Consider the following 17810-nt stretch of genomic DNA (forward strand, 5'->3'; position numbering starts at 1 on the left):
CTGCTCAGTGGAGGGGAAAATTTATCTGTTAAGAAAGACGGCTACCGGGAGGTCTTGGAAGAGGTCTGACCCGAGAATGTTCGGGGGGGACCCACCGTTTGGAGTAAGGGATCGCCCGGTGAGAAGATCGGTGAGTGGAAGGGAAGGCCATTCGCGCGGGAGAACCAACCGCGTGTGACTCCACGGTGTTTTCCAGGAAGCCCCTTCCCTTTCGGTATAGCCCAATCCCACAGTGCGCCGGGCCACAGCCACGATCAGGCGGTGTTCACCCCATTGGCGGGAAAACGCCACGAGATTTTCGTCCAAAGGACCGTCCACGTGCAAAGGGGTGTAGTCCCCCTTGAGAAAAAGATCGGGGTTCTCTTTTCGCAAGCGAAGGAGCAGGGACGTCATATGAAACTTAACTTTCCCATCCCACCAGTGATTGAGTAAGAGCGGAAGGGAAACCCTTCCCTCTGGGGAAGCAACTTCTTTCAAACAATTCCCTCTCGCCACGAAATCCACGGGGCGTCGGTTGTCCGGATCGGCTAGGCTTAAATCCCAAAATTCACAGCCTTGGTATAGGTCCGGAATCCCCGGCGACGTGTGTTTAAGCACAACCTGAGATAAAGCGTTCAGCATGCCGTGAAAAGCCACTTTTTTCTGAAAAGGCAGGAACGATTCAATAAACTTTTTTGATTTAGGACCCGTCAATACTTTTTCGGCAAATTGAGTCATGGCGCTTTCGTAGGGTTCGTTGTTGTGAACCCAAGATGTCTTGGTTTTTGCTTCCCGGAGGGCCTTAATGAGATAAGATTTCAATCGGTTCAGCCCTGTGTCCTCCAAGGGGCCTTCCGCGGGCCAAAATCCAAGTAGGGCTTGGTAAAAAAAGTATTCGTCGTTCCGGTCCGGGGCTTCTTCTGCGGAAAGAGATGTTTTGTGGCCCGCGTTCATTCGCGCCCATTCCATGACCTTGGACCGCCACTCCATGGGGATTTCAGAGAGGACATTCAATCGGGCCCGGGCGTCTTCGCCGCGTTTCGTGTCGTGTGTGGCCGTGGACAAAAGGGCGGTCGGGTGGTTCTCCCGTCGGCTCCGGTTGTTTTCATGGAACTCATTGAGTGACCGCCCAAACCGGTTGGGGTCACCTCCCACTTCATTTAGAGAGAGCAAGAGATTATAGCGATAGAAAGCCGTGTCTTCGAACCCCTTGGCTTGAACCGGGGCCGTGTATTGTTGAAATCGCATGGCGAAATCTGAACGCCCTGGGGGGGAATTGCCCGACCCGTTCCGCGGGGGCAAGAGCCGGTCTCGGATAAATTGCATGATCGTGGGTTCCAGGGTGGGGTGCCGTTGGCGGGTTCTCGCCAGGGCTGTGTCCACGATTTTCGCATCCGTTTCGGACCAGCCTTTTGCATCGACGTAGGTTCGGTAGATGGGGAAAGCCGCCACGATTTCGCGAAGAGCGCGACGGAGGCTTTCCAAGGTAAAGTCTCGGGTTTGGCGGTCTTTTTCTGAATCTCGGTTCAGTCGATGTGCCAGAACCGTTAATTCGCTGATCATGGAATCAACCATAATCATGTATTTGCTTTGATAAACGATTTGGGAAAAGGGTTCGTTCCGGTTGGAAAACCGGGCGTAGAACCGTTTTAAGAGAAGGGCATTGCGGGGTTCGATGAAGAGGCCGTTCACGTCGTTAAGAAAGTCGTACCCTGTGGTCCCGTCCACAGGCCAGTCCGGAAGGATCTCTCCCGCCGAGGTGATTTTCTCGACCACCACGTACAGGGGGGCTCCGGTCAGTTCGGTCAAGCGCGCCTGAAGTTTTTCCAGGTATCCCGCGGGGTCGTGAAGGCCGTCAATGTGATCAAGACGAAGGCCAGTGATTTTACCCTGTCGGATCAAATCAAAGAGAAGTTTGTGGACGTTATCAAAAACTTCCGGGACCTCTTGGCGAAGACCTGCCAATTCATTGATGTCAAAAAATCGTCGGTAATTGATTTCATCCAACGCCGTTCGCCAGTAGGCCAGTCGGTAGGGTTGCGATTCCAGGAGGGTGTGCAAGAGGTCAAAGGATTTGGCTTCTTTCCCCTCTTCGTTGTAGAGGCGAACGTTATCTTCAATATGGCGACGAACAACCTCGGACGTCTCGGTTAATTTGGCCAACCGGTCCCTGCAAACCGTTTTTTCCCGGGCTCGAAGTTCGATGGCTTCGGGAGAGCGTTCTGTGTAGGGGGGAAGGTTTAAAAGAGCGGTATGCACGCTCAGAAGTTCACGAAGGCCCGGGTCATCGGGGGGAAGAGCGGATTTCAGCGCGTCCATGTTGTGGTTTAAAACGTAGGCCGCCGGCCTTGGGTTGATCGGGAGGTTGTTGTCAAAGTAAGCCAAAGAGAAAACACCCCGGGCGTATTCCAGTTTCAGCTCCCCTCGCTCGAGGACGCGCCCATACTGGTCCCCCAGGATCGGCAATAAAAGTTTGTCTTTTAATTCCGATTTAACAGGGTCGAAGTCAATGTCAAAGTAGGTGGCAAAGGGCGATGACGGGCCGTTTTCCAGAACGTCGCGCCACCAAGCGTTGGCGGATGGGTGGGCCCCCACGTGGTTCGGGACAAAATCCACCACAAGGCCCATGTGGTGCGAACGCAATGAGCCGCAAAATCGGTCAAAATCTTCTTCGGAACCCAACTCGGGATTAAGACGGGAGTGATCGCATATGTCGTAGCCATGCATGCTTCCCGGAACGGCCATGAAAAGGGGTGAAGTGTAGACGTCCGTGATCCCCAGGTCCGCCAGGTAAGGGATAAGAGCTTCGGCGTCACGGAAAGTAAAATTTTTATTGAGTTGGAAGCGGTAGGTGCTGACGGGTTTCCGGGTGGCGAGGGGCACCCTGGGCCCCTCTTTGGGTAAAGGTGCAGTGGCCATTAACGCTTCCGTTTAAAAATAACAGCCCCGGGTTGATGGAACGTCACCGCTATTTTAACAGGCGAAATTTCCACGTGCAGGGGAAGGGGGGAATCTGAAAATTGTTTGTCTTCGCTGGAGAAGGCCCGTTCCCAAGGATTTCCTTCATTTTTAAATTCGCAGGTGCCGGATCCTTTAAGACGAAGGATCACCAGGCTGGTGGGCCGTTCGAAAACAAGTGTCTCGGTGTCCGGGGTTGAGACTTTCAATGATTTCCCTTCGTCCAGAAAACCCGACTGTTGGCGAAAGACCAAAAGGGCTCGGTAGAAGGATTCCATTTCCCGGTGAGGAGATCGGTTCCGTTCTTCCCAAATCAATCGGCTCTTTTCAAAGGTGGCGAGGGCTTGGGGGTCTGGAATATTATTTCGAATTGCGGGATCCGCAAAGGCTTTGAACGATTTGAACTCTTCCCGTCGTCCCTGGGTGACCAGGCGACCCAGTTCCTCATTATGGTCCGTGAAATAAAGGAAGGGGGAGCTGGAGGCAAATTCTTGGCCCATAAAAAGAAGGGGAATTTCAGGGGCTGTCAGAAGCAAAGCTGTGGCGGCACGATAGGCCGCCGGATCTATTCCGTGGTTTAGCCGATCACCCAAGGCCCTGTTCCCAACCTGGTCGTGGTTTTGGATACAGACCACACACCGTTCCGGGGAGACCGGTGCGGTGCCCCGGGGTTCTCCTAAATGTTTTGAATGTTGGCCACAAAAGAACCACCCGTGGCGAACGGTTTCAGCGATGTCGTTAATTGTTCCGGAAAAATCCGCGTAGTAGCCGTCCCGGTCTCCCGCCAAATGGACCCTCACTTGGTGGTGGAGATCGTCGGCCCAAACGGCGTCTAAACCCCACCCTCCCTCTGTTCGAGGGCGAACCATATCGTTCAAATTTCGGTGATCTTCCGCCACCAGATACACCTGGCGATCGGGAAATCTTTTTTCAACTGTTTCGGTGAGTTCGGTCAGAAAGTGGGTGGGGCTGTCATCCATGAGAGCGTGAGTGGCGTCGAGACGCAGCCCATCGATATGGTATTCCTCAATCCAGCGCAGGGCGTTTTCACTGAAAAAGCGCCGCACGGGGCCGCTTTCGGGGCCATCCAAATTCACTCCCGCGCCCCAGGAACTTTTATGTCGCTCTGTGAAATAATGGGGACTGTACGCACCGAGATAGTTTCCATCCGGACCGAGGTGATTATACACCACATCCAAAAAGAGAGAGAGGCCCAGCCCGTGGGCCGTGTCCACCAAGCGTCTCAGGTCTTCCGGTCGCCCGTAGGCCCGGGACGGGGCGAACAGGCTGACTCCATCGTAGCCCCAGTTTCGGTCGCCGGGAAAATCAGCGACGGGCATCAGTTCCACGGCCGTGATACCCAGATCTTTTAAATAGGGAAGTTTCTTTCGAACCCCTTCGAACGTTCCTTCTGAAGAGAAAGTCCCCACATGGACCTCGTAAAAACTTAGTTTTTTCCAGGGAACCCCTTTCCATGCCTTGTCGGTCCATTGAAAGGTTTTAGGATCTACGATTTCGGAAGGGCCATGGACCCCCTGGGGTTGGAATCGGGAGGTCGGGTCAGGAAAGGGCCCCTTTCCATCCACGCGATACCGGTAAAGGGTGTTGGATTTTAGGTTCGGAACAAACCCCCTAAAATAGCCATTCGTGTCCTTACCCAGAGCCACCGATTGAGCGGAGGGGGATGATTCCAGGACAACATCCACTTTCTGGGCTGTGGGGGCCCAGAGGCAAAACCGAACGCCTGAGGCGTCGGGAAAGGCGCCGAGGGTGAGTGGAGAAGCGGCCGTCAACGTTTGGCTCGAAAGACCACCGCACCCAAAGGCGGGAGAGTCACATTAATGGAGTGGGAGCGCCCATGGAAGCGAACCGGTGTGGATGAGACGCCTCCCATGTTCCCTTGACCGCTTCCCCCATACAGGGGCGCGTCGCTGTTTAAAATTTCTTCCCATTCTCCCGCTGCGGGAACGCCAATGCGGTAATTAGGACGAGGAATAGGAGTGAAATTCATGCCGATCACCAGGGCGTCTTCGATACGGTGGCCCAAACGGAGAAAGAGGAGAACGCTTTGTTCCGAATCATTGCAATCAATCCATTGAAACCCTCGGGAATCCGCGTCCCGCTCATGGGCCGCGGGTTCGCCCCGGTAAAAAGTGTTCAAATCACGCACCCACCGGTGCAGCCCTCGGTGGGCCGGATCGTCCAGGAGATGCCAGTCCAAGCTTTGGTCGTGGTTCCATTCGCGCCATTGACCAAACTCGTCTCCCATGAAAAGAAGTTTCTTCCCAGGTTGAAGGAATTGATAGGCGAACAGCAAGCGAAGATTTGCGAATTTAGACCAATGGTCTCCAGGCATCTTGTTGATCAAGGATCCCTTACCATGGACCACTTCGTCATGGGACAAAGGCATAATGAAGTTTTCGGAGAACGCGTAAATTTGACGGAAAGTCAGTTTGTTGTGGTGGTACTTTCTATGAACGGGGTCTTCCGCGAAATAAGAAAGGGTGTCGTGCATCCAGCCCATGTCCCATTTGACATGAAAACCCAACCCGCCCAAATGGGGAGGTCTCGTGACCATGGGCCAGGCCGTGGATTCCTCGGCCATAACCAAAACATCCGGAAAACGTTCGCCGATCTGTTCGTTCACCCGACGGAGGAAATCGATGGCGTCCAGGTTCTCCCGTCCGCCGTATTTGTTCGGAATCCATTCCCCGTTCTTTCGTGAATAATCCAAATAGAGCATGGAGGCCACGGCGTCGACGCGAAGGCCGTCCACGTGATATTTGTCCAGCCAAAAGAGGGCGTTGGAAATGAGAAAGTTGGCGATCTCCCGTCGACCATAATTGAAGATGAAGGTTCCCCAATCTTTCTGTTCGCCGAGGCGGGGATCCGCGTGTTCGTACAGATGGGATCCGTCAAAGAGGCCGAGCCCATGGGCGTCCCGTGGGAAATGGGCTGGAACCCAATCCACGATCACTCCAATTCCGTTTTGGTGGAGGGTGTCCATGAAAAACATGAAGTCGTCCGGAGTTCCGAACCGGCTGGTGGGAGCGAAATAACCAACCACCTGATACCCCCAAGAGCCATCAAAGGGATGTTCCGCCGGTGGAAGAAGTTCGATGTGGGTAAAGCCCATATGTTTTACGTAATCGACGAGGCGTGGGGCCAGTTCTCTGTAGGTCAGCCAGCGATTGCCCTCTTCCGGTACCCGTTGCCAGGATCCCAAGTGAACTTCGTAAATGGATTGGGGAGCTCCCAGGGATTGGACGCCTTTGCGGTTGGACATCCACTCGTGATCGTTCCAATGGAATTTGGATAGATCCCATACCTTGGACGCACTTCGCGGGCGTATTTCAGCGGCAAAAGCGTAGGGATCGGCTTTTTCAAGACGTTGCCCTTGGTGCCGTGACCAGATCACAAATTTATATAAAGTGCCGGGACCCACATCAGGAATAAAGGTGGCCCAGACACCGGAAGAGCCCAAAACTTGCATAGAATGGGCATTTTCGTTCCATCCATTGAAATCGCCGATGACGCTCACGGCTTTGGCGTCAGGGGCCCAAACGGAAAAGCGGGTTCCTGTTTTTCCCTCGTGTGTGATCCCATGGGCACCCAGCTTGTCGTAGGTTTGGTAATGGGTCCCTTCAGAGATTAAATGAAGATCGAAATCGGAGAAGAGAGGAGTCGTCATTTTTTATCCAGAAAGGCGAGTAGTTTTTCCATGGGGATATAGGCCCAATTGGGGCGGTTATTGATTTCGTAATGGAGCTCATAAAAGGACTTATCCAACAAGTAAAGATTCAGGATCGAATCAAAGAGCTCGTCCTCTTCAGGAGAAAATCCTTTTCCTTCCGCGGTCTGCCGGTAGGTTTTGAGAAACGCTAAAGAGACGGCGTTTCGCCACAGCATGGCCCAGGGAACCATACGTCCCGCGATCTCCGGGCGATCCAAGGCCAATTGGGCCAAGGCCGTGTGCACGGCGTAATCAATGGAGCCCAACATACCCGCCACATCTTTTAGTGGCGATTGTTTGGCCCGCCGATCTTCCAAGGTGCGAGAGGGCTCTCCTTCGAAATCAAGGATCACAAAGTCGTTTTCCACCCACAAGACTTGGCCCAGGTGGTAGTCCCCATGGCAACGAATGCGACCCCCAGGGAGGTTTACGGATTTTGGGGACTTCAATCGATCCAAGAGCCGAGTCCGTTCACTGAGAACCCGATGGGCCTTGTCTCGGGCGTCTCCGGAAAGTCGTCCCAAAGCGTATTCAAGGGCCCGCAAGGATTTCTGTGCCATGACTTTCATTTCCGTCACGGCCGAGGTCATGTCTTGAACGGTTAAGGGTTCGGGCGTGAAGGCGGTCTCTCCCTCAGGTGCGGTCGCCAACGCCTGGTGGAGTTCCGCGGTGCGGCGGCCCAATGTGGAAGCGGCATTCATGTAGACGCCGATGGTTTCCGTAACGATGGGCGGAAGGTCTTCTTTGGCCTGGATGACGGCTTTCGGAATCTCCGGTGGTATTTCATTATCTGATCGCGTCAAAACCCGTTCGAAATAGCGTTTCAGTTCGTTCAGCGCGTGGGTCCATCCGCTTCCTTGGTTTTCCCGTTGTTGATGGAGAATCCCAAAGGTGGAGGGTTCCTCACCCTTGGCCACGTATTCCAACATCCCGCAGGTTCTGGGAGCATTTTTGAATTCGGTATTCTGTGTGAGGTGACGGCCAATTTCCCAGTCCGGATTAATCCCGGGGGAAAGGCGCCGGAATATTTTGAGGATAAACCGTTCTCCGTAAAGGATAGACGTGTTGCTTTGCTCGGCGGAAAGCGGAGCGATTTTAAAGGGCTTGTCCGTGTCGCGTAACACTTGAGCGAAAGCGGGGGTGACTTCCCCTCGCAAACTGCCCTTTTGGGTTTCAATTTTATGGGAAGACTCAATCGTTTCGATCCACGCGCGTCCCGCGGCATCATCTCGAGCGGCGTCATACAGAAGAGCTGGGGATTCTCCACTCCCCAATCGTGCAACAATGGAACCTGGCGCGCTTTGCACCAGAGCTGTTGCGGCCTCTCCTCGCGCGATGGCCAACGGAATGGCGTAACGATCGGGGGCCCCCGACATGCCATCCACCGTCACCATGAGGAAAAACGTCGGTGATTCGCCCCCGACCAATTCGCCCCAATCGGTGATCCTGCAGGTCATTTGGCGACGCCCTTTGCCGGCAAACCACCGTTGACGGAAAATGAAGGCGGGCAACAGGTTGGTTTCCAAAAGTTTCTTGGACCGCCCCACGAAAAGATCTTGACCTGATTCCTTTCCAGTTGTCACCGGAAGGGCTGGGAAGTCGGTGACTTCCACGGCGCGGGTGGTGGCACTGGCGGTAGGTCGTTGAATTTGGAACCAATAAAAAGAATGCGGACTCAGAGTGAGAAAGTAGGGAAGGTCCCCAATGGAAGGGAACTCCACCCGACCCATGAGTTCCACGGGGGTGAGGCCTTTGAATTGGGACAGGTCCAATTCCACCGGTTGAACATTCCGGGAAAGGTTGACCACGGCCAAAATCGTGTCGTTTTCGTAGCGGCGTACGTAGGCCAGAATATTCCGGTTTTGGGGGTAGATGAACTCCATGGTCCCTCGCCCAAAGACTTTATAATGCTTGCGAAGGGCAATCATGCGCCGCATCCAATTCAGCAAGGAGGAGGGGTCCCGTTCCTGGGCTTCGACGCTGATGGATTGGTATCCATAGACCGGATCCATGATGGGGGGGCAAAAGAGGCGTGCGGGATCCGCTCGGGAAAACCCAGCGTTCCGGTCCCCGGTCCATTGCATGGGGGTTCGCACACCGTTCCGGTCACCCAAAAACACGTTGTCGCCCATTCCCAACTCGTCCCCGTAATAAATGAGGGGTGTTCCAGGAAAGGAAAGCAGAATGCTGGTCAGCAATTCCAGTTGCCGTCGGCTGTGGTCCATGAGGGGCGCCAAGCGTCGGCGAATTCCGATGTTGAGCCGCATTTGGGGATCGTTGGCATACTCGTCATACATGTAGTCTCGTTCTTCGTCCGTTACCATTTCCAAGGTCAATTCGTCGTGGTTGCGAAGGAAAATGGCCCACTGGCAATTGGGAGGGATTTCCGGTGTTTGCCGGATGATTTCTGTGATGGGGTGGCGGTCTTCCTGGCGGAGGGCCATGAACAGCCGCGGCATGAGGGGGAAATGAAACGCCATATGGCACTCGTCCCCGTCGCCATAATAGGCCCGCACATCCGCGGGCCACTGATTGGCTTCAGCCAAAAACATTCTGTCTTTGTATCGTCGATCCATTTCCTTCCGAAGCCTCTTCAGAATTTTGTGTGTCTCGGGCAGGTTTTCACAGGACGTCCCATCTCGCTCAATGAGGTAGGGCACCGCGTCCAATCGGACTCCGTCCACCCCCGCGTCCAGCCAGAACCGCATCGTCTTCATGACGGCGCGAACCACTTGGGGGTTATCGAAATTGAGGTCGGGCTGGTGGTGGAAAAAACGGTGCCAATAATAGGCCTTGGCCACCGGGTCCCACGTCCAATTGGATTTTTCACTGTCCGTGAAAATAATGCGGGCTTCTTTATAGAGTTGGTCCGTGTCACTCCACACATAAAAATTTCGCGCGGCGGAGCCGGGAGCGGCTTTTCGGGCGGCCTGGAACCACGGATGCTGATCCGATGTGTGATTGACAACCAATTCGGTGATGACGCGGATGCCCCGTTTATGGGTTTCTTTAATGAAATTGCGAAAATCTTTCATGGTCCCGTAGGTGGGGTGGATGTTCTCGTAATCGGAAATGTCGTAACCATCATCTTTTAGGGGGGAAGGGTAAAAGGGAAGTAGCCAAAGGCAATTCACGCCCAGGCTTTGGAAATAATCAAGTTTTTGAATCAGACCCGGGAAGTCCCCTACCCCGTCGTCGTTGGAATCAAAAAACGATTTGACGTGGATTTCGTAAATAATGGCGTCTTTATACCACATGGGTTCGGACGTCAGGGGGACTTTCTTAACTTTTTCTTTTCCGGGTTTTTTGGGGCTCATAGGAAATAGTCAAAGTCCTTTTCGGTTTTTATTTTTCGACGTAAACGAAAAATGTGGACGGGAGTCGCCGCGGGATCCAACCGGATGTAGTTTCGATCGCCGTGCCAGAAATAGCGGGCATCGCTCACCAGATCGTGGACCTGGTAGGATTCTCCCGCCGAAAGGCCCCACTCCGCTGTGGGCAGCGTGACCCATCCCGATTGGGGCGTATAGGGGTCCAGATTGACGACCGTCAGCAATAGATTGGTCCCATCCGTGTTGGATTTGCTGTAGGCCAAGAGGCTTTCGTTATCAATGGGATGAAAACGAAGCCCTCCGTTCGACTGGAGCGCGGGGTTCACCCGGCGAATGGCGTTCACGTGCGCAATGAAATCCCGGAGGGGGTCCCCTTGATTCAGGTCCCAATAACGCACCTGGTATTTCTCAGAGTTGAGGTATTCTTCGGTTCCATGGATGGCGGCGTTTTCCGCCAATTCAAACACGGGTCCATAAATGCCGTAAGTGGCCCCCAAAGTGGCCGCCAGGGCAAAGCGAATTTGATGGGCCGGACGCCCACCGGTTTGCAAATATTCGTGCAGAATGTCAGGTGTGTTCGCGAACAGGTTGGGGCGAAGGTACTCCCGCACCGATGTTTGGGTGAGTTCTGTGAAGTAGTCCGTGAGCTCTTTTTTTGTATTTCGCCAGGTAAAATACGTGTAAGACTGGGAAAAACCGCTTTTAGCCAAAAATTTGAGAACGGGAGGTCGGGTGAAGGCTTCCGCCAGAAAGACCGAATCGGGGTAATCCTTTCGGACTTCCGCGATGACCCATTCCCAAAAGGGGAACGGCTTTGTGTGGGGATTGTCCACGCGAAAGACGCGCACGCCGCGCGCGGCCCAAAAAGTGAAGACGCTTTTTAGCTCTTCCCACAAAGCTTGCCAGGCGTCGCACTCGAAATTGAGCGGATAGATGTCTTGATATTTTTTCGGGGGGTTTTCGGCGTATTTGATGGTGTTGTCAGGTCGATGGCTAAACCATTCGGGGTGTTCCTTGACGTAGGGATGGTCTGGGGAACATTGAAAAGCAATGTCGAGCGCCAACTCAAGCTTTAAGCGTTTGGCCTCGGCCACGAGAGCATCAAAATCGGCCAAAGTTCCTAGATCAGGATGAACGGATTTATGTCCACCGGCAGAACCACCGATGGCCCAGGGGCTCCCAGGATCTTTTGGGCCTGGGTTCAACGTGTTGTTGGGCCCTTTACGAAAACTTTTCCCGATCGGGTGGATGGGGGGGAGATACACCACATCAAACCCCATGTCGGCCACGTAAGAAAGTCGATCTTTACAATCTTTCAGAGTGCCGGCCCGGCCAGGGATGGTGGATGTGGATCGAGGAAACATTTCATACCACGCCCCGTAGGCGGCCCGGGGTCGTTCGACCAATACCTGGTAAATCGTTTGGGCCCGTGCGGCCCCTCGCCGCTCGGAACACCGAAACATGGCGGCCGCTAAGGTGGGATCTTCCGCTGCCATTCTCCCTGCTTCCGGGGACGCGGCGTTCCTCAATTGATGGGTTTTTTCTTTAAAAAGCGTGGCTTCCGAAAGAGAAGGCTTTTTTGAAACCCGTTCCATCATCCGGGCTCCTTCTTCCAACACCAAGGCCACGTCTTGCCCCGCTTCCACCTTCTTGCTCAGTTCCTTTCGCCATGAAAGGAAAGGGTCAATCCACGCTTCGATTGTGTATTCATAGCGGCCCATCGTATCGACAACAAAAGAAGCGTCCCAAATATCGGTTCCTGGCCCGCGGAGGACCATGGGGATCTCTTTCCATGGGGACTCCCCTTTTTTTCTCCACTGGAGAACCGCGGTTAAGGTGTCGTGCCCGTCCGCGTGAATGAACCCCGAGACACCAACGCTGTCCCCCGTGACGCGCTTAATGGGGAACCGTCCGTTGTCGACTTGGGGTCGAACGTTCTCAATAACGACGCGAGAAAAAGCGGATGGGATGCTTGCTGGGGAAATAGTCTTTTTTGAACGGTTCATCTTATGGTGGCCCTCCGACTCATTTTAACCGCACGAACCGCCACGAACGTACGCCCGCGCAACTCGAATTTGGCACCGGGCCTAAGCAGGAGCGGAGTGTTTTTGCTTTCGGCGGTGTCCAGCACGCACTCCCATCTGTGTCCCGGTTTGGGAGGAGGTGGGGTGAACGGTATTGTTTCGTGATGAGCGTTCAGTAAAAGAAGGAAGGTTTGATCCACACGCCGTGTCCCCTCTTCGTCCACATCCGAGATGCTGTCTCCAGCCAGCTGCACACCGAAACACTTGGCAAACCCCTGGGACCAGCTTTCGTCCGTCATTTCTTCACCGGATGGGTCTAACCATAGTATATCTTTAGCATCCCGTCCACGGATCGGCTTGCCTTGGAAGAAATTGTGGCGCTGAAAAATGGCGTGGCGTCGACAGAGACCGGACACCCTTTTCGTGAATTCCAGGAGTTCTTTTTGGGTAGGGTCCAAGTCCCAATTCACCCAACTGATTTCGTTGTCTTGGCAATAGGCGTTGTTGTTCCCCCCTTGGGTTCGGCCCATTTCGTCCCCCGCGACCAGCATGGCGACCCCCTGCGACAAAAAGAGGGTGGATAATAGGTTGCGCTTTTGGCGTTCCCGAAGGGCTAAAACAGCCGGGTCCTCCGTGGGACCTTCGGCTCCGCAGTTCCAACTCCGATTGTGGTCTTCCCCATCGCGGTTGCCTTCTCCGTTGGCCTCGTTGTGTTTATCGTTGTAGCTGACCAGGTCGTTGAGAGTAAATCCGTCATGGGCCGTGATGAAATTGATGCTGGCGTACGGGCGCCGACCGCTTTGTTCGTACAAATCGCTGGATCCCGCAATTCGCGTGGCGAATTCGGAGAGGACCCCCCCATCCCCCTTCCAGAAACTCCGAACGGAATCGCGGTATTTTCCGTTCCACTCGGTCCATCCCACAGGGAAATTGCCGACCTGATAGCCCCCCTGACCCAGATCCCAGGGTTCCGCAATTAATTTGACCTGGGAAATGACGGGGTCTTGGTGAATGATGTCAAAGAAAGCCCCCAATTTATCCACTTCGTGCAGTTCCCGAGCCAGGGCGCTGGCCAGATCGAAGCGGAATCCGTCCACGTGCATTTCGGTCACCCAATAACGAAGGCTGTCCATGATCATTTGCAAGACCCGTGGGTGAGTCATGTTGAGCGTGTTGCCGCAGCCCGTGTAGTCCATGCAATAACGTTTGTCTTCCGTGAGACGGTAATAGGCGGCGTTGTCAATCCCCCTCAGGGAAAGGGTGGGGCCCAGATGGCTCCCTTCCGCTGTGTGGTTATAGACGACATCCAAAATGACCTCGATTCCTTCTTCGTGGAGGGCCCGAACCATGTTTTTGAATTCCCGTATGGAATCCACCGCGTTGGCGGCGGCCGCGTATCTTGGGTCGGGAGCGAAAAAAGCCAGAGTGTTGTAGCCCCAGTAATTGCTCAATCCCTTTTCCACCAAGTGTCGATCGTTCGCGTGGTGATGCACAGGCATTAATTCAACAGCGGTCACGCCAAGCTCTTTGAGATGTTTAATGACGGGTTCTGTGGAAAGGGCCGCGTAGGTCCCTCGAAGTTTTTCAGGCACATCGGGGTGAAGCTTTGTAAAGCCTTTAACGTGCAATTCGTAAATAAGCGTTTTGTGCCATGGGGTTCGAGGCGCTGTGTCGTTGCCCCAAGTGAAGGCCGTGTCGGCCACCGCGGCCAGGGGAGCAAAGGCGGCGTTATCCCGGTCGTCCATGGACAGGTCGGCTTCGGGGTCGCCGATCCTGTAGCCAAACATTTCGTCGGACCATGTGACGGGACGGGCCACGGCTTTGGCGTAGGGGTCCATGACAATTTTAGCGGGATTAAATCGATGGCCTTGGGTCGGATCGTAGGGGCCATGGACCCGGTAGCCGTACAACTGTCCAGGCCGCAGGTCCGGAAGGTAAATGTGCCACGCCATATCGGTGCGGGCGGTGAGGGGGATTCGTTCGGATTCCACCTTCGCGTCCACAGAGTCAAAGAGGCAAAGCTCCACTTTGGTGGCGTTTTCAGAGAAGAGAGAGAAGTTGACCCCGCGTCCGTCCCAGTTCGCGCCGAGAGGGTAGGGTTGTCCGGGTTTTATTGGCATGGTGGTGTTCCTATGAGTGAATTGGTTCCCAAATAAAGAAGAGGGAATCTGCTGAATTGCAGCATGATAGCATCCGCTGAGCGGAAATAGTGGAGTCGTTTAGAATAGGGGTGCGGTTGACAGAGTCGTGAAGTTATGAGAATATATGCCCACGAGGGCACAAGAGGAGCTCGTGTATGGCGCGCACGCTTGAAGAAATGGCTCAGATTTTAGGGATCTCCCGTCGATCTATCTCACGGTTTCTCCAAGGGAAGGGATATCTCTCCAAAGGGAATCGGGAGGTCATTTCCGCCTTTCTCAGGAAAGAAGCCTACTACCCGAACGTGTTAGGGGCTCGATTGGCCGCTCACCATGTCCCTGTCCTGGGGGTTGTCTTTCCCCGGTTTGAACAACAAGATGGAGGATTCTACGTTTTTTCCATCTTGAAGGGAATTTGGCAGGCGGCCCAGAAGGCCGGAATGCAGGTGATGCAGTTCAGTCAGTCTCCCTTCCAAGAAGAGGAGTCCCTTCGCATCGTTAAATCAAAATTGGCAGGGGGGTTGCTTTTCGTCTCTCCCAATGAGGGGGACAGGCCCCTCTTCCGAACGCTGAAGCGGGAAGGGATTGCGTGTGTGGTTTTAAGCGCCACGATTCCCGGGGTGGAAAGCTTTGTTTCGGATAATAGGGGGGGGGCGCGGGAAGCGGTTCGTCATTTGATCCGCCAAGGAAATAAGCGCATTGCTTTTTTACATGGCAAGGCGGGCTGGAGTGAAGCGGAAGACCGTTTCGTCGGTTACCGGGAAGCGTTGAAGGAGGGGGGGCTGCGATTTGACCCGAAAGGGGTGCAGTATGGGTACTTCTCCATCGAGGGAGGGGAAGAATCAACCGATCGCCTCTTGGGAGGGACGTTTCGCCCGGACGCGGTCTTTGCAGCGAACGACCTGATGGCGATCGGTGCCGTGCGGGCGATTCGAAAGCGCGGGCTGCAAATCCCAGGGGACGTTTGCCTCATCGGTTACGACGATATCCCGTTTTGCGGTTTATCCATTTTGGAGCCGACACTCAGTTCGATGGCGCAACCGTTTGGCCCGATGGCGGAGGATGCGGCGGCCTGTTTGGTGGGGTTAATTCAAAAACAGTCTCTCAAACGGGGAGGGGCGGTTCATTCTTACGCACCAGAACTTGTTGTGCGTGGATCCTCTCTTCGGGTGTCAAAAAGTTAAATAGATGGAGGTTTCCGGGGCGGTCGTTGGGATGGAGAGGGTCGCGCATCCCGGGGTCCACGTGAGAGATGGTGTCCCTCCTTTGCCCGAAATAGATCGAGGTTTTTTCGGAAGGGAGACAATCATCTCCACTCGTTGCGGGAGCGGGGCGCTGAGCACGGCACGTAGTCCCCGCGGTGTGACCGACACCTCCAGCACTTCGGCAGTCGAATGCGTAAGAGAAACACCTGGGGAGAGAGGAATGTTAAGGGGAAGGATCACCCCGGAGAGGGGGGGGAGAACGATCGTTCCTTTTTTGGGAAGTCGAAGATTTTTTCCAGTGCCAGGAAGCGGAAGTGTCACTGATCCTGTTCGTGAGGTGAAATGGTAGTTAAAGAGGAAGAGAAAGCCGGATTCCTTTGATGTTCGAAGGGACGCCTGCAGGTCCCAAGGGTCACAATTCACTTTTGGAAAAACGCCCATGTTTTCTGCCCATTCGCGCACCCAATGACGAAAATGGTCAAACACGTGGGGCATTCCAAACCCGACCACAAGGACCTTCCCTTTCCCGGATTCCGCCTGGATGACGGCGGGACCTGAGGCCAATTCCATCCACCGACGTGTTTCCTTTGTGGCGGAATAGGTTTGGATGGGTCCTTGGACCCACTCGTCCTGTTTTTTTCCAGGGAAGAGATTCCCTGTCTGGCCACCGGTGATCTTAATTCCAAGTTCGTTTGCCAACGTTCGGTCCTTCTGTCCCCGTAAATCGTGGGTGGGGAGGGATGGCCCCAGAAAAAGAGCCCCCCCGTTTTTGACATAAGCCGCTAATTTTAACTGGGTGTCGTGGTCCATAAAGCCCAGGGAATACACCCACAAACTTTTGTGTTTTGAGAGGACCTCTTCGGGGCTTCGTTGGATGTCGGTGCTGTTGACGCTATACCCTGCCAGGTGAATTAGGCGAGCCATCCCGTCATACCAAAGATTGGTTCTTTGTGCTTCGATCTGGTCTGTCCAGGGGGCGGAGCAATATTCCGTGGCGTAATAAGGAAAATAAAACCCCAATGTCGTGTCCACGTTTTTTTTCGTTAAAGCGAGGTGGGGGCCCGCCCACTTTAAAAATCGTCCGAAGTCTTTGAGCGGAGCGAGGTGCGCTCTGGGCTCTCCTCCGGGTCCCACGGGGGCCTGCCAGTCGTGGTAAGTCCCAAAGGCTCCCAGGCCGCGGGGATTTCTTCCCCCAGCAAACATGTAGGCGTTTAGGCCCGCCAGTCCCTGGCCCACGGAACTCTTCACATTTAGGGCAACTTGCTGGGGGTAAAGGCGTGGGCGGTCTCGCATGATCCCCGTTTGGAGTTCAGCACAGACCACGGGAACGGGGGAGTCTGGGAGTGACTCAAACCTCGGCAAAGGGGGCAAATGGTTCGGTTCGGGCAGGGCCCCGGCGGATTCTTCAATGACGCGAACGGCCCCCAGCATACGGGTGACTTCCGTGGTGATGGAGACGTCGTGAAAGTTTTCGAAATCCAAGTGTCTCATTTGATAGGCGCCGCCAAAGATCAGGTTCGGGGTGAGGAGCGGAAAATCGCGGAACATCGATGTGGTCATCGGGGCCCAATTCCCTCGGCCACGAATATCGTAGTCGTAAAATTGGGGAATATTGCAAAAGAGCGGAACCTCGATCCCCTGGGACCAGGCACGATGGGACAGCGTTTGGAAATAGGTTGCGTAATAGTGCCGGTAGAAAAGGGCCCAGTCCACATGGATAGCGTAACGGGCTGGATCGACCGCTTCCCCCAGGGGTTGTGGGACACTCGCGAAGGACGTGTGTTGGCTTTGGTGGGCGTCGTTCAGGGCGGAAAGGGTTTTGTATTTTTCCTTCAAAAAATGACGAAACATGGTGTTGACGTGATCTTTATAGTCCGCGCCTTTTTGCAGCCAGTGGACCATGGCGACTTCGTTGCAAAGTTGGACGCTAATAATGTTCCCCCCGCGGTTTTTTTGGCGGGGAGCCAGATTTGGTAAAAGAGCCTCATACCAAGCGGCTACTTTTTTCTGAAAAACGGGGTGCAGGTAGGAAACGATGGTGACGTGGGGCAGGTTTCCCACGTCGCGCCGGCCTGTGACAAATATTTCGGGGTTGTCTTTCAGGAGCCAGGCAGGAAGACCCTCATGAACCAGTTCCGCGTTTGAAATGGGCCCCACCCGGGCCGAAACGTGTAGCCCCAATCGATGGGCAAGATCAAAAAACCCCAAAACATCCCGTTCCGGCGAAGTCTTTCCATTGAAGTCCATTTTCCCTTCCACGGGTTCATGCCAAATCCAAGGGATGTAGGTACTGACCGTGTTAAAACCAGCCGATTTAAGGGATTTTAATCGATTCGCCCATTGGGGTTTCGGGATACGAAAGTAATGGATTTCTCCCGAATAAAGGAAAAAAGGTTTTCCGGCTATAGAAAGGTGTCCGTTCGAAATTTCCATGGAGTGAC

At 54.2% G+C, this 17810-nt stretch carries 8 protein-coding genes; 1 reads left to right on the top strand and 7 read right to left on the bottom strand.

The window, feature by feature from the left end; genetic code table 11:
- Positions 1-21 precede the first annotated feature (21 nt).
- The 6 genes from treY to glgX are packed head-to-tail and all read right to left on the bottom strand — an operon-like array spanning position 22 to position 14146.
- A complete protein-coding gene (treY, locus tag JNK54_06130; protein ID MBL8023843.1) occupies positions 22-2898 on the bottom strand; it encodes a malto-oligosyltrehalose synthase in 2877 nt (958 codons plus the stop codon).
- On the bottom strand, positions 2898-4730 hold the full coding sequence (gene treZ / locus JNK54_06135) for a malto-oligosyltrehalose trehalohydrolase (protein ID MBL8023844.1): 1833 nt from the start codon (positions 4728-4730) through the stop codon (positions 2898-2900). The genes treY and treZ overlap by 1 nt, the downstream gene beginning before the upstream one ends.
- Entirely contained in the window at positions 4727-6628 is a 1902-nt protein-coding gene (glgB, locus tag JNK54_06140) for a 1,4-alpha-glucan branching protein GlgB (protein ID MBL8023845.1), read from the bottom strand. The genes treZ and glgB overlap by 4 nt, the downstream gene beginning before the upstream one ends.
- Positions 6625-9987: a maltose alpha-D-glucosyltransferase gene (gene treS, locus JNK54_06145; GenBank protein ID MBL8023846.1), complete on the bottom strand. Its 3363-nt coding sequence runs from the start codon at positions 9985-9987 to the stop codon at positions 6625-6627. Before treS ends, glgB begins: the two co-directional genes overlap by 4 nt.
- Entirely contained in the window at positions 9984-12008 is a 2025-nt protein-coding gene (locus tag JNK54_06150; GenBank protein MBL8023847.1) for an alpha-1,4-glucan--maltose-1-phosphate maltosyltransferase, read from the bottom strand. Before JNK54_06150 ends, treS begins: the two co-directional genes overlap by 4 nt.
- Positions 12005-14146, bottom strand: a complete 2142-nt coding sequence (gene glgX, locus JNK54_06155) for a glycogen debranching protein GlgX (GenBank protein MBL8023848.1) — start codon at positions 14144-14146, stop codon at positions 12005-12007. The genes JNK54_06150 and glgX overlap by 4 nt, the downstream gene beginning before the upstream one ends.
- Positions 14147-14322: 176 nt before the next feature.
- Here glgX and JNK54_06160 point away from each other — a divergent pair, with 176 nt between their 5' ends.
- On the top strand, positions 14323-15348 hold the full coding sequence (locus tag JNK54_06160) for a LacI family DNA-binding transcriptional regulator (GenBank protein MBL8023849.1): 1026 nt from the start codon (positions 14323-14325) through the stop codon (positions 15346-15348).
- On the opposite strand, the gene JNK54_06165 is transcribed toward JNK54_06160, so the two are convergent.
- Positions 15337-17802 (bottom strand): beta-galactosidase, encoded by a 2466-nt coding sequence (locus JNK54_06165; protein ID MBL8023850.1) that lies wholly within the window; start codon positions 17800-17802, stop codon positions 15337-15339. The two genes, JNK54_06160 and JNK54_06165, sit on opposite strands and share 12 nt — an antisense overlap.
- Positions 17803-17810: the final 8 nt, after the last annotated feature.

It is taken from the genome of Elusimicrobiota bacterium (assembly GCA_016788905.1).
In the GTDB taxonomy this organism is placed as follows: domain Bacteria; phylum Elusimicrobiota; class Elusimicrobia; order FEN-1173; family FEN-1173; genus JADKHR01.